15 protein-coding genes are annotated in these 15,878 nt (G+C 69.9%); 6 read left to right on the plus strand and 9 right to left on the minus strand.

What is annotated here, in order from left to right:
• Positions 1-42 precede the first annotated feature (42 nt).
• The 5 genes from VLK31_RS30955 (at position 43) to VLK31_RS30975 (ending at position 5,576) form a co-directional block, all read left to right on the plus strand.
• Entirely contained in the window at positions 43-1,416 is a 1,374-nt protein-coding gene (locus VLK31_RS30955; RefSeq protein WP_409172316.1) for a DUF3100 domain-containing protein, read from the plus strand.
• Between the two features lie 28 nt (positions 1,417-1,444).
• Positions 1,445-2,623 (plus strand): M20 aminoacylase family protein, encoded by a 1,179-nt coding sequence (locus VLK31_RS30960; RefSeq protein ID WP_409172317.1) that lies wholly within the window; start codon positions 1,445-1,447, stop codon positions 2,621-2,623.
• A gap of 4 nt (positions 2,624-2,627) precedes the next feature.
• Complete coding sequence (locus VLK31_RS30965; RefSeq protein ID WP_409172366.1) at positions 2,628-4,013, plus strand: L-serine ammonia-lyase; 1,386 nt, start codon at positions 2,628-2,630, stop codon at positions 4,011-4,013.
• Positions 4,014-4,081: 68 nt separating this feature from the next.
• Positions 4,082-4,921: an oxaloacetate decarboxylase gene (locus VLK31_RS30970; RefSeq protein ID WP_409172318.1), complete on the plus strand. Its 840-nt coding sequence runs from the start codon at positions 4,082-4,084 to the stop codon at positions 4,919-4,921.
• Entirely contained in the window at positions 4,908-5,576 is a 669-nt protein-coding gene (locus tag VLK31_RS30975; protein WP_409172319.1) for a uracil-DNA glycosylase family protein, read from the plus strand. Before VLK31_RS30970 ends, VLK31_RS30975 begins: the two co-directional genes overlap by 14 nt.
• On the opposite strand, the gene VLK31_RS30980 is transcribed toward VLK31_RS30975, so the two are convergent.
• From VLK31_RS30980 to VLK31_RS31010, 7 genes are all read right to left on the minus strand, one after another.
• Positions 5,522-7,198: an amidohydrolase gene (locus VLK31_RS30980; protein WP_409172320.1), complete on the minus strand. Its 1,677-nt coding sequence runs from the start codon at positions 7,196-7,198 to the stop codon at positions 5,522-5,524. The genes VLK31_RS30975 and VLK31_RS30980 overlap by 55 nt on opposite strands.
• Position 7,199: 1 nt before the next feature.
• The gene (locus tag VLK31_RS30985) at positions 7,200-8,198 is read right to left on the minus strand and encodes a tripartite tricarboxylate transporter substrate binding protein (RefSeq protein ID WP_409172321.1); all 999 of its coding nucleotides are present in this window, start codon (positions 8,196-8,198) and stop codon (positions 7,200-7,202) included.
• Between the two features lie 63 nt (positions 8,199-8,261).
• Positions 8,262-8,618 carry a cupin domain-containing protein gene (locus tag VLK31_RS30990; RefSeq protein WP_409172322.1) on the minus strand — a complete coding sequence of 119 codons (357 nt, stop codon included), beginning with the start codon at positions 8,616-8,618 and terminating at the stop codon, positions 8,262-8,264.
• Positions 8,619-8,646: 28 nt separating this feature from the next.
• Positions 8,647-9,639: a zinc-binding alcohol dehydrogenase family protein gene (locus tag VLK31_RS30995; RefSeq protein WP_409172323.1), complete on the minus strand. Its 993-nt coding sequence runs from the start codon at positions 9,637-9,639 to the stop codon at positions 8,647-8,649.
• A gap of 341 nt (positions 9,640-9,980) precedes the next feature.
• Positions 9,981-10,865, minus strand: a complete 885-nt coding sequence (locus VLK31_RS31000; RefSeq protein ID WP_409172324.1) for a 3-keto-5-aminohexanoate cleavage protein — start codon at positions 10,863-10,865, stop codon at positions 9,981-9,983.
• Positions 10,862-11,626 (minus strand): SDR family NAD(P)-dependent oxidoreductase, encoded by a 765-nt coding sequence (locus VLK31_RS31005; RefSeq protein WP_409172325.1) that lies wholly within the window; start codon positions 11,624-11,626, stop codon positions 10,862-10,864. Before VLK31_RS31005 ends, VLK31_RS31000 begins: the two co-directional genes overlap by 4 nt.
• Before the next feature lie 20 nt (positions 11,627-11,646).
• Positions 11,647-12,513, minus strand: coding sequence for a dioxygenase (locus tag VLK31_RS31010; RefSeq protein ID WP_409172326.1), 867 nt, complete (start codon positions 12,511-12,513; stop codon positions 11,647-11,649).
• A gap of 130 nt (positions 12,514-12,643) precedes the next feature.
• Between VLK31_RS31010 and VLK31_RS31015 the strand changes: the two genes are divergently transcribed.
• Positions 12,644-13,708 (plus strand): LacI family DNA-binding transcriptional regulator, encoded by a 1,065-nt coding sequence (locus VLK31_RS31015; RefSeq protein ID WP_409172327.1) that lies wholly within the window; start codon positions 12,644-12,646, stop codon positions 13,706-13,708.
• A gap of 60 nt (positions 13,709-13,768) precedes the next feature.
• Here the strand turns inward: VLK31_RS31015 and VLK31_RS31020 are convergent, their stop codons facing one another.
• Positions 13,769-14,125: a hypothetical protein gene (locus VLK31_RS31020; protein ID WP_409172328.1), complete on the minus strand. Its 357-nt coding sequence runs from the start codon at positions 14,123-14,125 to the stop codon at positions 13,769-13,771.
• A gap of 14 nt (positions 14,126-14,139) precedes the next feature.
• Positions 14,140-15,834, minus strand: coding sequence for a hypothetical protein (locus VLK31_RS31025; protein ID WP_409172329.1), 1,695 nt, complete (start codon positions 15,832-15,834; stop codon positions 14,140-14,142).
• Positions 15,835-15,878: the final 44 nt, after the last annotated feature.

Consider the following 15,878-nt stretch of genomic DNA (forward strand, 5'->3'; position numbering starts at 1 on the left):
AAACCGAAACTCGCCGACATTCCGCCAGAAGAAGCCCCACACATGACCTCTGCCGCCTCCGCCGATCCCGTTCCTGTAGCTCCGCTTCCCGCCACCGTGCCCTCCAGTGCCGCCGGCAAGCTCAAGCTGGTGCTCGTCACGCTGGCCATCGTGGCCGTGGCCGAGCGCATCGGCCCGGTGCAGTTCAGCGTCGGCCCCGGCAAGGTGGCGCTGCTGCCGATGCTGTGGGCGCTGCTGATGGCCGCCGCCTGGGGCATCGCGCACCGCCGCATGCCGGGCGTGGTGCGCGTGGCGACCGCCGAGCAGGGCTTTGCCGGCGGCCTGCTCAACGCGGGCCTGCTGCTGTTCATCGTGAAGCTGGGCCTGACCGTGGGCGCCGCGCTGCCGCAGGTAAAGCAGGCTGGCTGGGCGCTGCTGTTCCAGGAGTTCGGCCATGCGCTGGGCACCCTGGCGCTGGGCCTGCCGCTGGCGCTGCTGCTGGGCATCAAGCGCGAGGCCGTGGGCGCCACCTTCTCGGTGGGGCGCGAGGGCAACCTGGTGATCATCGGAGAGAAGTACGGCATGGCCTCGCCCGAAGGCTGCGGCGTGCTGGCCGAGTACATCACCGGCACCGTGCTGGGCGCGCTGTTCATCGCGGTGCTGGCGGGCTTCATCGCCAGCCTGCACGTGTTCGACCCGCGCTCGCTGGCCATGGGTGCCGGCGTGGGCTCGGGCAGCCTGATGGCGGCGGCGCTGGGCGCCATTGCCGCGCAGCATCCGCCCGAGATGCTGCCCCAGCTCACCGCGATTGCCGCCGCGTCGAACCTGCTGACCACTGTGGTCGGCTTCTACTTCACGCTGTTCCTGTCGCTGCCGCTGTGTTCGTGGCTCTACGGCAAGCTGGAGCCGGTGCTGGGGCGCTTTTCGAAGCGCGGTGCGCAAGAGACAAAGGACGCGCCCGGCACCGCGTCTCTGGCGCAGGCCGGCGCGCCGCACGGCGGTGGCGCGATGGCGCTGCGCGACACCTTCATTGCCTGGGCGGTGGTGGGCGGCGGCGTGCTCATCGGCAATTCGCTGACCTACAAGGTGCCGCTGCTGGTGTCGCTGGAAGGCGTGGCCGCGGTGGTGGCCATTGCGTTGGCGGTCGAGGGCATCAAGCGCCTGCTGCCGCGCCTGCCGATGGTGCTGGTGCTGTCGGTGGTGGCCACGCTGGTGGGCATTCCGGGGCTGTTTCCGTTCTCCGACGCGCTCATCGCCATCACCGCCAAGCTCAACTTTCTGGCCTTCACCACGCCGGTGCTCGCACTGGCCGGCTTCTCGGTCGCGAAAGACCTGCCGGTGTTCCGCCAGCTGGGCTGGCGCATCGTGGTGGTGTCGCTGACCGCCACCGCCGGCACCTTTCTGGGCGCCACGCTGATCGCCGAATTCTTCCACTGACCCGACAAACCCACGAGAGACCCACGCCATGTACCGCGACCCCGACATCGACGAAGACACCCGCGCCCGCATGCTGAGCTGGCGCCGCGACATCCACGCCAACCCCGAGACCGCCTTCGAGGAACACCGAACCGCCAACGTGGTGGCCAACGCGCTCATGCTCATGGGCCTGCCGGTGCACCGCGGCCTGGCCGGCACCGGCGTGGTCGGCACGCTGAAGAACGGCGAGGGCCCGAGCATCGCGCTGCGCGCCGACCTGGACGCGCTCAACATGCAGGAGCTGGGCACGCAGGCGCACGCCTCCAGGTGCGTGGGCAAGATGCACGCCTGCGGCCATGACGGCCACACCGCCATGCTGCTGGGCGCGGCCGAGCACCTGTCGCGCCACAAGCCCTTCAAGGGCACGGTGCAGTTCATCTTTCAGCCGGCCGAAGAAAACGAAGGCGGCGGGCGCGTGATGGTGGAAGAGGGCCTGTTCGACCAGTTCCCGGCCGACGCCGTCTACGGCATGCACAACTTTCCGGGCCTGGCGCGCGGCAAGTTCGCCATCCGCAAGGGCACCATGACGGCCTTTCTCGACACCTTCGAGATCGTCGTCACCGGCAAGGGCAGCCACGGCGCCATGCCCGAGACCGGCATCGACTCGGTGGTGGTGTCGGCCCAGCTCATCAATGCGCTGCAGACCATCGTGAGCCGGCGCACCGGCGCCACCGACTCGGCCGTGGTGAGCGTCACGCAGATCCACGGCGGCGACACCTGGAACGTGATTCCCGAGACCGTGGTGCTGCGCGGCACCGTGCGCACGCTCGACGCCGCCATCCAGGACAAGACCCAGGCCGCGATGCAGCAGATCTGCGACGGCGTGGCGGCCACGCATGGCGCCAGGGTGGCGCTCGACTACCGGCGCGGCTACCCCGGCGTGGTCAACACGCCCGCCGAGACCGACGCGGCCATTGCCGCAGCCGCCAGCCTGGTCGAGCGCGCGCAGGTGCACACCGACATTCCACCGGCCATGGGCTCGGAAGACTTCGCCTTCATGCTGCAGAAGCGCCCGGGCGCGTACATCGGCATCGGCGCGGGCGAGGGCCCGAACGACCCCAACGTGCACAACCCGTACTACGACTTCAACGACAACATCCTGCCGCTGGGCGCGGCGTACTGGGTGGCGCTGGTCAAGCAGCAGCTTCCCCTGCCCGCGGGGGCATGATGCGCTGATGCTGTCCGCCTTCGACATCTTCAAGATCGGCATCGGCCCGTCCAGCTCGCACACCGTGGGGCCGATGCGCGCGGCGCTGATGTTCGCGCGGTCGCTCGAACAGCGCGGCGTGCTCGCGCGGGTGGCACGGCTGCGGGTGGACCTGTTCGGCTCGCTGGGCGCCACGGGCCATGGGCATGCGACCGACCAGGGCGTGATCCTCGGCCTGCTGGGCGACGCACCCGACACGGTGCGGCCCGAGACTGTGCAGCCCCGGCTCGACGCGCTGCGCCGCAGCGGGCTATTGAGCTTGCTGGGCACCACGACGATCGCCTTCGACCGCGTGCGCGACATCGTGTTTCGCGGCGAGGACTCGCTGCCCGAGCATCCCAACGCGATGCGCTTCACGGCCTTCACGGTCGATGAAACGGTGCTGGCCGAAGCGACGTATTTCTCCGTCGGTGGTGGCTTCGTCGTGGAAGGCGGGCAGGCGGTTGCCGAGACGGTGGCAAGCGCTGCCGCCGTGCCGCATCCGTTCTCGACCGGCGACCAACTCATGGCGCAGTGCGCGGCCACCGGCCTGTCGGTGGCCGCACTGATGCTGCGCAACGAATGCACGTGGCGGCCCGAAGCCGAGGTGCGTGGTGGCCTGCTGCGCATCTGGGGCGTGATGCAGCAGTGCGTGCAGCGCGGCTTCGGCATCGACAACCCGCTGGCCGCGCAGCCCATGCCCGGCCCGCTGCGCATGCGCCGCCGCGCGAGCGAGCTGCACCGCGAGCTGCTGGCGCAGGCCGGCGCGGCCGATCCGCTCGCGGCCATGGACTGGGTCAATGCCTTTGCCATGGCGGTGAACGAGGAAAACGCCGCGGGCGGGCGCGTGGTGACGGCGCCCACCAACGGCGCGGCTGGCGTGGTGCCCGCCGTGATGCACTACTACCAGCGCTTTGTGCCGCACGCGAGCGACGAGGGCATCGTCGACTTTCTGCTCACCGCGGCGGCCATCGGCATGCTCTACAAGACCAACGCCTCCATCTCGGGCGCCGAAGTCGGCTGCCAGGGCGAGGTGGGCGTGGCCTGTTCCATGGCGGCCGGCGCGCTGGCCGCGGTGCTGGGCGGCACGCCCGCGCAGGTCGAGAACGCGGCCGAGATCGGCATGGAGCACAACCTGGGCCTGACCTGCGACCCGGTGGGCGGCATGGTGCAGATACCGTGCGTGGAGCGCAACGCGATGGGCGCGGTGAAGGCCATCAACGCGGCGCGCCTGGCGCTGCGCGGTGACGGCAGCCACTATGTGTCGCTGGACGCCGTGATCCGCACGATGAAGCAGACCGGCGAGGACATGAAGTCGACCTACAAGGAGACCTCGCTGGGCGGGCTGGCGGTGAACGTGGTGGAGTGCTGACTGGGAGAAAAAGGAGGCCTGCGTCAGAATTCCGGCTCGTTGCCACCCACGCAGAAAGCCGAGGCCCCATGAACGCCACCATCGCCGACAAACGCGCCGCCTTCCGCGCGCTGCACCAACAAGGCTGCTTCGTCATTCCGAACCCGTGGGACACGGGCAGCGCGCGCTTTCTCGAAGGCCTGGGCTTCCAGGCGCTGGCCACCACCAGTTCGGGCTTTGCGTGGTCGCAGGGCCAGGCCGATGGGGCCTTGTCGCGTGACCGCATGCTCGTGCACCTGCGGGAGCTGGTGGAAGCCACCGACCTGCCGGTGAACGCCGACTTCGAGAACGGCTTTGCCGCCGATGCGCAGGGCGTGAGGGCCAGCGTGCGCCTGGCCATCGAGACCGGCGTGGCGGGCCTGTCGATCGAGGACTCGACCGGCAACGCCGCCGACCCGCTCTTTGCCATCGACGTGGCCGTGGAGCGCCTGCGTGCCGCGCGCCAGGCCATCGATGCATCGGGCGCCGACGTGATGCTGATAGGCCGCGCCGAGAACTTCTTTGCCGGCCGCCCCGACCTCGGCGACACCATCGCGCGGCTCCAGGCCTATGCGAATGCCGGCGCCGACTGCCTCTACGCGCCCGGCATCACCACCCGCGAGCAGATCGCGGCCGTGGTCGCCGCCGTCGCGCCCAATCCGGTCAACCTGCTGGTGGGCGCGGCCAGCGAGCTCACGATGCAGGACATTGCCGCGCTGGGCGTGCGCCGCGTCAGCGTGGGCGGCGGCATGGCGCGCGCGGCCTGGGGCGGCTTCATGCGCGCGGCGCGCACGCTGGCGCAGCAGGGCCGCTTCGACGGGTTTGCGGACGCCGCGGCGGGCAACGAACTCAATGCCTTCTTCCGTCCCTTTGCGGATGACGCCGACTGAACCGGCAGGCGTGCAGCCGAATGCCATGGACGCGCTGCTCACCGACATCCGCGCCTGCCACGCCTGCGCTGCGCACCTGCCGCTCGGCCCACGGCCGGTGGTGCAGGCCAGCGCGAGCGCGCGGCTGCTCCTGGTCGGCCAGGCGCCCAGCCTCACCGTCCACCACACCGGCGTGCCATGGGACGACAAGAGCGGCGAGCAGCTGCGGCGCTGGCTCGGCATCGACCGCGCCACCTTCTACGACGCCACCCGCGTCGCGCTCATGCCGATGGGCTATTGCTACCCGGGCCGCGGCACCAGCGGCGACCTGCCGCCGCGCAAGGAGTGCGCCGCGCTGTGGCACCACAGGCTGCTGGCGCAGATGCCGCAGGTCGAGCTGACCTTGCTCATCGGCCAGTACGCGCAGCGCCACTTTCTCGGCAAGACCGCGCGCAGCGGCGTCACCGAAACCGTCGAGGCCTTTGCCAGCTACGCGCCGCGCTTCATTCCGCTGCCGCACCCCTCGCCGCGCAACACGGGCTGGTTCAAGCACCACCCGTGGTTCGAGAGCGATGTGCTGCCGGTGCTGCGCGAGCGGGTGAAGCAGGCGCTCGCGCGCCCTCAAGGCGCCGCGGCCACCGACATGCCCGCCGCCTCGAAAGGCCGCGCCGCGTAGACCACGCGCCCGCCCACCACCGTCATCAGCGACACCGTCTTGCCGATGCGCTCCAGCGGCACCGCAAAGAAGTCCTGGTCGAGCACCGCGAAGTCCGCGAGCTTGCCGACCTCCAGCGTGCCGCGCCTGGCCTCGTCGAAGCTGAACCATGCGCTGCCCGCCGTGTACAGGCGCAGCGCCTGTTCGCGCGTGGGCGTTTCGTCGGCACTGCGCATGGCCTTGCCGCTCACCGTCTTGCCGTCGAGCATCCACTGCAGCGCAACGAAGGGGTTGTACGAGGCCACGCGATGTGCGTCGGTGCCCGCGCCCACGTGCAGGCCGCTGCGCAGCGCGGTGCCGATGGGCGGCATGCGGCGTGCCGCCTCGCCGCGCGTGGCCAGCGCGCGATCGCCCTGGAAGTACATCGCGTCCTGCATCGTCCAGCCGATGCCCAGCGCCTTCATGCGCGCGAAGGTCTCGGGCGAGGCGTCGTCCAGGTGGGCGATGGACCAGCGCAGGTCGCCGATCGGCACCTCGGCGTTCAGGCGCTCGTACAGCCCCAGCAAGTGATCGACCGAGCCGTTCTCCTGCCAGTGGATGGTGACGGCCAGCTTCTTCATGGCCGCCCATTTCACGAGCTCGTAGAACTTCGCCTTGGCGGCCTCGTCCGGGAAGTTGTTGTTGTACATCGCGAGCGTCACGCGTTCGCCCAGCCCGTTGAACTTGAGCATGTCGTCGCCGAAGCCCATGGGCAGCATCTGCGTGAGCTCGCGGAACTCCTGCAGCTCGGCGCCGGGCTTCTGCGCGAACACGCTGTAGGCCACGCGCAGCGTCAGCGCCTTCTCGCGCCACAGCGCGAACAGCGCCGCGTACTGCGACGGCGCAATGCTGAAGCCGCCCGGGTCCACCAGGCCGGTGATGCCCAGGCGGTTGAGCTCGGTGAAGAAGGCGCGCGTGCCCGCCACGTTGTCGTCGTAGGTCGGCTTGGGTAGCTTGTCGAACAGCGCGCTGATGCCGATGATGTCGCCGGTCATCCAGCCCGGCGCACCGTCGGGCGAGGCCTTCATGCCGGCAGGCAGCGTGCCGGGCGCCACACCCAGCACCTCGAGTGCCTTGGGCGTCATCACCACCGCTTCGTAGAAGAGCTGCACGTACACCGGGTTCTCGGGCGCGGCCTCCTGCAGCTCGGCCAGCGTGGGGCGGCGGCGCTCGGCAAACTGCTGCTCGGTCCAGCCACCGGCCACGATCAGCCAGCCGCCGGGGCGTGCGTTGGCGGCGGCGGTTCGGATGCGCGCCATGGCCTCTGCGATGGTGCCCGCGCCAATCCAGTTGACCTCGGTCGAATAGCTCAGCGCGGCGCGCACCGCATGCATGTGCGAGTCGATGAGGCCCGGAATGACGGTGCGCCCGCCGGCGTCCACCGTGCGCGTGGCGGGGCCGGAGAGCGCGCGCATCTGCGCCGCGTTGCCCACGGCCAGAATGCGGCCGTCGCGCACGGCCAGCGCCTGCGCGGTACTGCCGCCGGCGTCCAGCGTGGCGATCTTCGCGTTGGTGACCACCAGGTCGGCCGGTTGCGCTTGCGCGGCCACGGGCAGCAGAAGGCTGGCGGCAAGGGCCGCCGTGAAAAAGTGCGTGCGGGCCATGTCAGTCGACCTTGATGCTGGCGGCCTTGACCACCTGTTGCGCCTTCGCCGTTTCGTCGACGATGAACTTGTTGAACTGCGCGGAAGGCATCGTGAAGGCCTCTGCGCCCAGCTTCTCCAGCCGCTCCTTCAGCTCGGGCGACACCATGATCTTGGCCACCTCCGCCTGCAGGCGGTCGACCACGGGTTGCGGCGTTTTGGCGGGCGCGAACAGTCCGACCCAGAACAGGTACTCCGAGCCCGGCACGCCGGCCTCCACCGTGGTCGGCGCATCGGGCAGCGCCGACGAGCGCTTGCCCGTGCCCACCGCCAGAGCCTGCAGCTTGCCGCTCTTGATGAGCGGCAGGGCCGACACCATGGGCGCGAAGAACCAGTCGACGCGCCCGGCCATCACCTCGGTCATGGCCTCGGGCGTGCCGCGAAAGGGCACGTGCTGGGCGTCCACGCCGGCTGCCAGCCGGAACACCTCGGCGTTCATGTGCGTGGCCGATCCGTTGCCGGCCGAGCCGTAGTTCAGCATGCCGGGCTTGGCCTTGGCCTTGGCCACCAGGTCTTTCACGTCGGTGAAGTGCGCGGGCGCCGTCACCAGCACGTTGGGCAGGCTGGCCATGGGTGTGATGCCGGTGAAGTCTTTGAGGGTGTCGTACGACAGGCCCTTGTAGATCCACGGGTTCACCAGGTGGCCGGCCGAATGCACCAGCAGCGTGTAGCCGTCGGCCGGTGCCTTGGCCGTGAGCGCGGCGCCCAGCGTGCCGCCCGCGCCGGGCTTGTTGTCGACGATCACGCTGGTGCCCAGCGCGGGCCCGAGCTTTTCGGCCACCAGGCGCGCGACGATGTCGGTGCCGCTGCCCGCGGTGAAGGGCACCACCAGCTTGATGGGCAGCGTGCCCGGCCAAGGCCCCTGCGCGTGGGCGCCCTCGAGCGTGCAGGCCGCGAGGGCCACAAAGGCGGCGGCCATGGCCAGCGTGTGCCGGCGGCCTTGTTGGAATGTCTTCTTCATGCGTCTTGTCTCCGTTGATTTATTTGGTCGAGCGATGAATGACTGGCGAAAGCGTTGCGGCTGCTACGGCGGCGGTGCGTGGGGCATCACCAGCACCACCAGCACCGGCCGGTTGCCGCGGTTTTCGAGCTGGCGTTTTTCACCGGGCGCGAAGCGGCAGCTGTCGTAGGCCTCGAGCACCTCTTCCTGGTGCGCGCCGTCGATCTCGCCGACCACATGCAGCTGGCCTTCGAGCACGAGGTAGAGCTTTTCCATCGGCGAGCCGTCCAGGCCGGTGTGGCCGCCTGGCAGGATCTGGCTCATGCCCATCCACATCTGCGTGGAGGGCCCGGCTTCCTTGCCTTGCAGGCGCAGGCAGCGCATGTCGAAATGGTTGGGCGCCTCGTAGTGCGGCGCCGCGTGGAAGCGGGTGACGTGCATGGCGTGGGTTCCTTGGCAAGCGGTGGGTTCAGGGGTGCAGCACGACGCGGTCGGTGCTGCCCGAGAGCACCAGGCGGTAGGCGTCGAGCGCTTCGTCGAGCGTGAAGCTGCGTGCCACGGGAAAGGGCTTGAGCGTGCCGCGCTCGAAGCCTTGGCGCATGGCGTCGAGCTGCGCGGTGCTGGCCACGCAGTCCATGGCCAGCGAGTCGATGCCCACGAAGGTGTGCATGCCGCGGTAGAACGCGAAGATGTCGAAGGGCACGGCGCGTTCGTGCGTGGCAATGAAGATCTGCGTCGCGCCCTTGGCCATGGCCTTGTTGGCGGCCTCGAAGTAGGCGCTGCCCACGGTGTTGTAGACGATGTGCGCGCCGCGCCCGTCGGTGAGTTCGCGCACGCGCGCGCCCACGTCGGCGTGGTGGCGCGCGTCGATCACGTCGACCGGCCCGCTGGCAAAGCCTTCGAACGGGCCTTCGCGCCGTTGCACCGCAATCACGCGGGCACCGGCCTGCGAGGCCAGTTGCACGGCGGCCTGGCCGACCTTGCCGTTGGCGCCCAGCACCAGCACGGTCTGTCCAGCCTGCGGCATGCCGCTGCGTCGAAACCCTTCGTACGCGGTGACGAAGGGCACGCCCACGGCGCCGGCTTCGTCCATGGAGATGCCTTGGGGTTTGGCGCGCAGGGCTTGTTCGGGCAGCACGAGGTAGCGTGCGTGGGAGCCGTCGCGTGTGATGCCGATGTCGCCGCCGGAGCCGTACACCTCGCGGCCGACCCACTCGGTGGGGCCGTTGACGACGGTGCCGGCAAAGTCGCGGCCGGGGGTGCGGGGCCAAACGGCCTGCGGCATGATGCCGAGCGTCGCTTTGGCGTCGCTGGGGTTCACTGCGGCGGCGGCGATGCGCACGACGGCGTAGCCTGGGGGCGGTGTGGGTTCCGACTGGGTAACGGCGTGGAGCCGCAGTGCGTCTAGGTTGGCGGCTTTCTCGTTCACGCGAAGGGCGCGGGCGCTGTGGGTCGTGTGCATGGCTGCTACGTTCATCTCTGTTCCTGTTTTTTTGGGCGCTGCTGTTGTTCAGTTAGCTGCTGTTGCTGCTGTTCAGGGCGTGTGCACAGGCCGCCGGGTACTCCCCTCCGCGAATGTCCCCCGGCCTGCGGCCTCCTCCTTTATTTCGCTGCGGGGAGTACCCGACGCCCTGTGCACCTGGACGCGCTGCTGGTGCTTCGCTGATCGACGACCGCTCCGAATAACGCACACGAGGGTGGGGTGCCTTGCGCAGCGAAATAAAGGGGGAGGCCGCAGGCCGGAGGACATTCGCGGAGCAAGGTACCCCGCCCTCGTGGGCGCGCCCTGAACAACAGCGCAAATCAAACACTCACAAGCCCCAACATCGCACGCGCCTCACCTGGGTTGGCAACTTCGCCCCCCAGGCTCAAGACGATGTCGCGCGCCTTCGCCACAAGCTGGGCGTTGCTTTCCGCGAGCACGCCTTTTTCGAGGTAGATGTTGTCTTCCATGCCCACGCGTACATGGCCGCCCAACAGCCAGGCCTGCGCGACGATCGGAAACTCCATGCGGCCGATGCCGAAGGCGCTCCAGAACGCGCCGCGCGGCAACAGGTTGCGTGCGTACAGCAAGGTTTCAGGCGTGGGGGCAAAACCGTACTTCACACCGAGCACAAAGGTCCACATGGCCGGGCCGTCGAGCGTGCCGTCGGCAATCAGGTCCAGCGCCAGATGAATGTCGCCCGAATCGAAAATCTCCAACTCCGGCTTCACACCGGCCTCGCGCATCACCCTGGCCATGCGCCGCACATTCTTCGGCGTGTTGATGACCACGTCGGGCCCCGAGTTCATCGTGTTCAGGTCGAGCGAACACACGTCGGGCTTGATGAGCGCAATGTGCTCCACACGCTTTTCCGGCGGCAACAACGTGGTGCCGGGTGCGGCGACCTTCGGGTCGTCTTCGCTGGGCACGAAACGACCGCCAGGGCCGGTCGTGAGGTTGATGATCAGCGCACGGTTCTCGCGGCGAATGCGGTCCACCACCTCGCGGTACAGCTCCACCTCCATCGACGGCTTGCCCGTCTCGGGGTGACGCACATGAATGTGCACCTGGCTCGCGCCGGCCTCGGCCGCGGCCAGGCATTCGTCGGCAATCTGCACCGGGGTGATCGGCAGGTGCGGGGTCTGCTCCGGCTTCACGAGGTTGCCCGTCACGGCGCAGGTGATGAGGGTCTTGGCGGCGCTCACAGGTGACGCCCTCCGTCGACCACGATGCGCGTGCCGGTCACAAAGCGCATGGTGGTGGCCAGCGCCTCTACCGCGGCCGCCACGTCGTCGGGCTTGCCGATGCGCCCCAGCGGCGTGGTGCTGGCCATCTTGTCGGCAAACGCCGCGCCGCGACCGGGCACGAAGCCCGACTCCACCGCGCCCGGTGACACCGACACCACGCGCACCGCCGGCGCCAGCGCCTTGGCCAGCGCGTCGCCCACCACGTCCAGCCCGGCCTTGGCGGCCACGTAGGCCAGGTTGCTGCCCACACCGGTAAAGCCGGCAATGGAGGAGATGTTGGCGACGAGCCCGTCGCCGCTGGCCTTCAGCATCGGCGCAAAGGCGCGGATGGTCGCGAACACGCCGCGGAAGTTGGCGCGCACGATGTCGTCGATGAGTTCGTCGGTCAGCGCATCGAGGTCGGCGGCCGGCACGGGCTGCGTGTGGCCCGCGCTATTGACCAGGATGTCGCAGCGCCCGAGCGTGGACTGCACCTGGGCGGCGGCGGCGCTCAGGCTGGCCGTGTCGACGATGTCGGCACGAATGGCCGCATGGCGCTGGCCGTTGGGGGAGGGCAGGGCGGCGGCGCGCGTGTCGGCGTCGTCGGCCTTGCGATGCAGCAGCACGCAGGTGGCGCCCAGCGTGGCCAGCCGTGTGGCCGTGGCGTAGCCGATGGCGCCCAGGCCGCCGGTGATGACGGCGACCTTGCCGTCGAGTCGGGAGACAGGATCGAAGCTCATATGCGGTGTCTGGAGTTGGTTCAGGGAATGGGGGGGCGGGGGAACTTCATCTCGCCGGGTTCGAGTTCGAAGTCGTGATGGATGGAGGCGCTTTGGCCGTCGGGCGCCAGCGCGAAGCGGCCGATCAAACGGCGCGTCACGCCGAAGGTCGGGTCGCTTTCGAGGTTCTCGTCGTCGTCGGCGAACACCTGCGTGATCAGCACCTTGTGGCCCGGCTTGCTGACCATGAAGTGCAGGTGCGCGGGCCGGTTCGGGTGGCGCAGCTGCGCGCGCAGCAGCACGCCGCACGGCCCGTCGGTCGGCACCGGGTAGCCGGCCGGGCGCACGCTGCAAAAGTGAAAGCGGCCCTCGGCGTCGGTGCGAAAGCGCCCGCGCAGGTTCATGTCTTCCTGCGCCGGGTCCTGGTTCTCGTACAGGCCCACGGGCGAGGCCTGCCACACGTCGACCATGGCGTCGGCCACCGGCCGGCCCTGCGCGTCGCGCACGGTGCCCGTCACTTGCAGCGGAATGCCCGGCGTGCCGGAGCGCGCGATGCTGTCGCCCAGCGCGCAGGCCGGCGCATTGGCGCGCCAGAACGGGCCGAGCAGCGCCGCCGGCGACTCGCCGTGCGGGTCCTGGTTGTTCTGCAGCGCCACCACGGTCGACACGCCCAGGATGTCCGCCGCCAGCACCACCTCGTTCTTGGTCTCGCCCGTCGCGTGGCCGATGGCAACGATGAATTCGAGCGCCTGCTCGAACTCTTCCTCGCTCAGCTTCACCTCCTGCACGAAGGCATGCAGGTGGCGCGTGAGCGCGTCCATCACGGTGCGCAGGCGCGGGTCGGGCGTGCGCTTCATGGCGTCGAGCGTGAAGCCCAGCACCGAGTCGGGGGAGGTGGCAATGTTCATGGCAAGTCTCTGCAATCGTTTGCATGATGGTAGTCCAAATCGCCGAAAAGTAAAATGGCGGCATTCCGCAGGGTGTGAGTGAAGCTGGGCCACCCGAAGCCGACAGCCTGCGCGACAATCGTTTGCACCAATGAGCACCAAGCCGCCCTCCCTTCCATCACCAAGTCCCTCGCCGGCATTCCCGGTCACCATCCGCGACGTTGCCCGCGCGGCCGGCGTGCACGTGTCCACCGTCTCGCGCGCGCTCAGCCCCGAGAAGCGCTCGCTGATCAGCGACGAGGTGCTGCGCGTGGTCGAGGAGGCGGCGCAGCGCCTGGGCTATCGGCCCAACCGCGCGGCCTCGGCGCTGCGCACCGGGCGCACCCACACCATCGGCGTGCTGGTGCCCGACATCACCAACGCGGTGTTCCCGCCGATCCTTCAGGGCATCGAAGCCAGCGCGGCGGCGCGCGGGTACTTCGTGTTCGTCACCAACGTGGTCGACCCGGCGCTGGCGCGCCCGGTGCTCGAGCGCATGCTGGCGCAGCGCGTGGACGGCGTGGTGATGGCCACCGCCACGCGCGACGATCCGCTGGTCGACTTCGTCACCCAGGTCGGCATGACGGCCGTGCTGGTGAACCGCGCCGACGAAACCGGCCGGCTGCCCGCGGTGGTCAGCGACGACCGGCTCGCCATGAAGCTGGCGGTCGACCACCTTGTGGCGCTGGGCCACAAGCGCATCGCCCACCTGGCGGGGCCGCAGACCATTCCCACCGGCGTGGGCCGGCGGCTGGGCGTGGAGCAGGCGCTGCGCGACCACCGCATGAAGCCGTTTCGCGTGGTCGAGTGCGCCAGCTACAGCCGCGAGGCCGGCGCTGCCGCCATGAAGCAGATGCTGGACGCCGGCGCCGCGCCACAGGCCGTGGTGTGCTGCAACGACCTGGTGGCGCTGGGCGCCTACGACGCGCTGCGCGAGGCCGGCCTGCGCGTGCCGCAGGACATGTCGGTCACCGGCCACAACGACATGCCGCTGGTCGACATGGTCGACCCGCCGCTCACCACCATTCGCCTGCCGCACCGCGAGCTGGGCTGGCGCGCGGCGGAGATGCTGTTCGAGGAGATCGACGGGCGCTCGCTGTCTCCCTCTACCGTGGTGCTGCGCCCGGAGCTGGTGGTGCGCAAGTCGACGGGCGCGCCGGCTGCTGCCACGCGCTGACCTGCACGCTGAGCTGCACGCTGATCTGCACGCGGGCCGGAACGCAAGCCCGTACCGGGCTCACCACCAGCGCGCGATGTCGTCGCTCAGCCCCGCGAGCAGCAGCGCCACTGCCACCAGCGCCACGATGCACTTGGTGCGGCGCGACATCCCCTGCTTTGGCGCATAGGCTTCGGCGCCGCCGCTGAAGTGCACGCCGCAATGTGGGCACTGCCGCGCGTGGCCGAAGATGGGCTCGCCGCAGCGTGCGCAAGGCACTTCACCGGGGCCCGGGCCAGGGCCGGCGGAGTCGGCTGCATCGCGCGCAGCCTGCGCCGCGGCGCGTTGCCTCAGTTGCTGTTGATGCAGCCGGGCCCGGCGCTCGCGGTGCGCGTCCAGGTCGATGGGTTCTTGGGGTTTTTGGGGTTCGTCTGACATGGGCGAAAGCGGGTTCAGTGCGCGCGGGGCGCGGTCTTCTTGCGTGCGGCAGGGCGGCGCGGCGGCTTGGCCTCCAGCACCAGTTCGGCGGGCAGCGTGTCGTTCCACGACTCCGTGAAGTACGCGCGGTCGCTTGGCACCAGCTGGGGCAAGGCCTCGCGCAACAGCCCCAGCGACTGTTCGGCCGCCTTCAGGTCGCCCGCGTGCGCGGCATACCAGGCGTGCTCGAACAGCAGGCTGCAGTGCTGCAGGCCCGGGTAGCGGCGCCGCCCGGCCTGGTGGTCGGTCAGCCGCGCCTGCGCCACCTGCACCCAGCGCGCGGGCCAGTGCGCGGCATCGAAGGCATCGGCCAGCGGGCCGGCCAGTGCGGAGACGGCGGCCGGGTCCAGCGGCGACTGCGCGCGGAACTGGGCCAGCGTGGGCTGAGGCTCGGTCCGGCAATGGCCGCGCGCGATGCGCATCAGGTAAATCGCGTTCCATGCCGAGCGGCCCTGGCCGTCGGTGTGGCCGCACAGCCATTCGCTGAAGGCGATCCATTGCACCGCGCGGCGCGTGGTGTCGGCATTGCCGTCTTGCGCCAGCGTGGGCAGGTCTGAAAGCCCCACGCGGTCGAACAGCCAGGCGGCCATGCCCATGTTGGCGGCCACGTGCTGCGCGGCGTCGAAGGAGTGCGATTCGAAGGCCGCCGCCAGCGCCTCGCCGAAGCGGCGCAGCGACTCTTCGGCCAGCGCGGCGGCGGCGGGCTTGTCGTCGGCCGCGAGCGCCAGCGCGCGCGAGCGGCAGGCCAGCGCCCACAGGTTGCACCACTCGAAGCGCACGTCGGGGTGATGGCGCAGCACCAGGCCGCGCGCTGCGTCCTCGGCCATGCCGGCCAGCAGCGACTGCGCCAGCGGCAGGTCGCGCGCGGTGTAGGCGCACCAGGCCGAGACGATGCATTCCATCGCGCCCAGGTAGTCGTTGCCGGCCACGTGGTGCGCGAGCCGCTGCTTCTTCAGCGCCTGCAGCCGCCTGCGCGCCTGCTCGTTGTCACCCAGCCGGCGCCACAGCATGGCCTCGTTCAGCGTGACCAGCGCGCGCTGGAAGTCGGTGGCGGCCAGGGTGCCGGCGAGGCGGATCGATTCCAGGGCGCTGCTGCCGCTGCTGTTGCCGTTGTTGTCGCTGCCCGCCACCGGTGCCATCAGCCGGCCCTGCCGCGCTGCCTGTTGCGACGCGACCAGCTGCTTCCAGAACGCCGCGTCCTGCAGGTGCACGGCATCGGGCGGCGCGCTGCCTGCCGCTGTTGTCTTGCGCGCGCGCAGGCCCAGGAACGAGCTCACCTCCGCCGCCGTGGCCGCGCGGCCGTCGACCTGCACGCGCAGGCGTTTCGCCTCGGCGCCCGGCAGCCAGAACGGCCCCTGGCTGCGCCGCTCGGCGTTCAGGAAGCGGGGCTCGCGTTGCGTGTCTTCGCCCCAGCCGACCTCGATGTTCCAGGCCTTGAAGTCGCGGAACGCGCGGCTCACCACCATGCGCAGCGTGCTGGCGTCGGACACCTCGCCGCGCAGGTCGGCCAGCCGCACCACGCCCGCGCCGGTGTCGTGCGCATGCTGCATGCGCACCAGCAGCCAGAGCGACTGAAAGGCCGCGCGCCGGCCATTGACCGACTGCGGCGACGTCAGTTCGATGGAAAGAAGAGAGGCAGAAGAAGAGAGGGAAGAAACAGTCTTGGGCACGCCCCGGATTGAACCGCAAAACGCAGCCCGTCAGCGCAAGAAAA

Source organism: Variovorax sp. H27-G14 (assembly GCF_046156345.1).
GTDB lineage: Bacteria > Pseudomonadota > Gammaproteobacteria > Burkholderiales > Burkholderiaceae_C > Variovorax.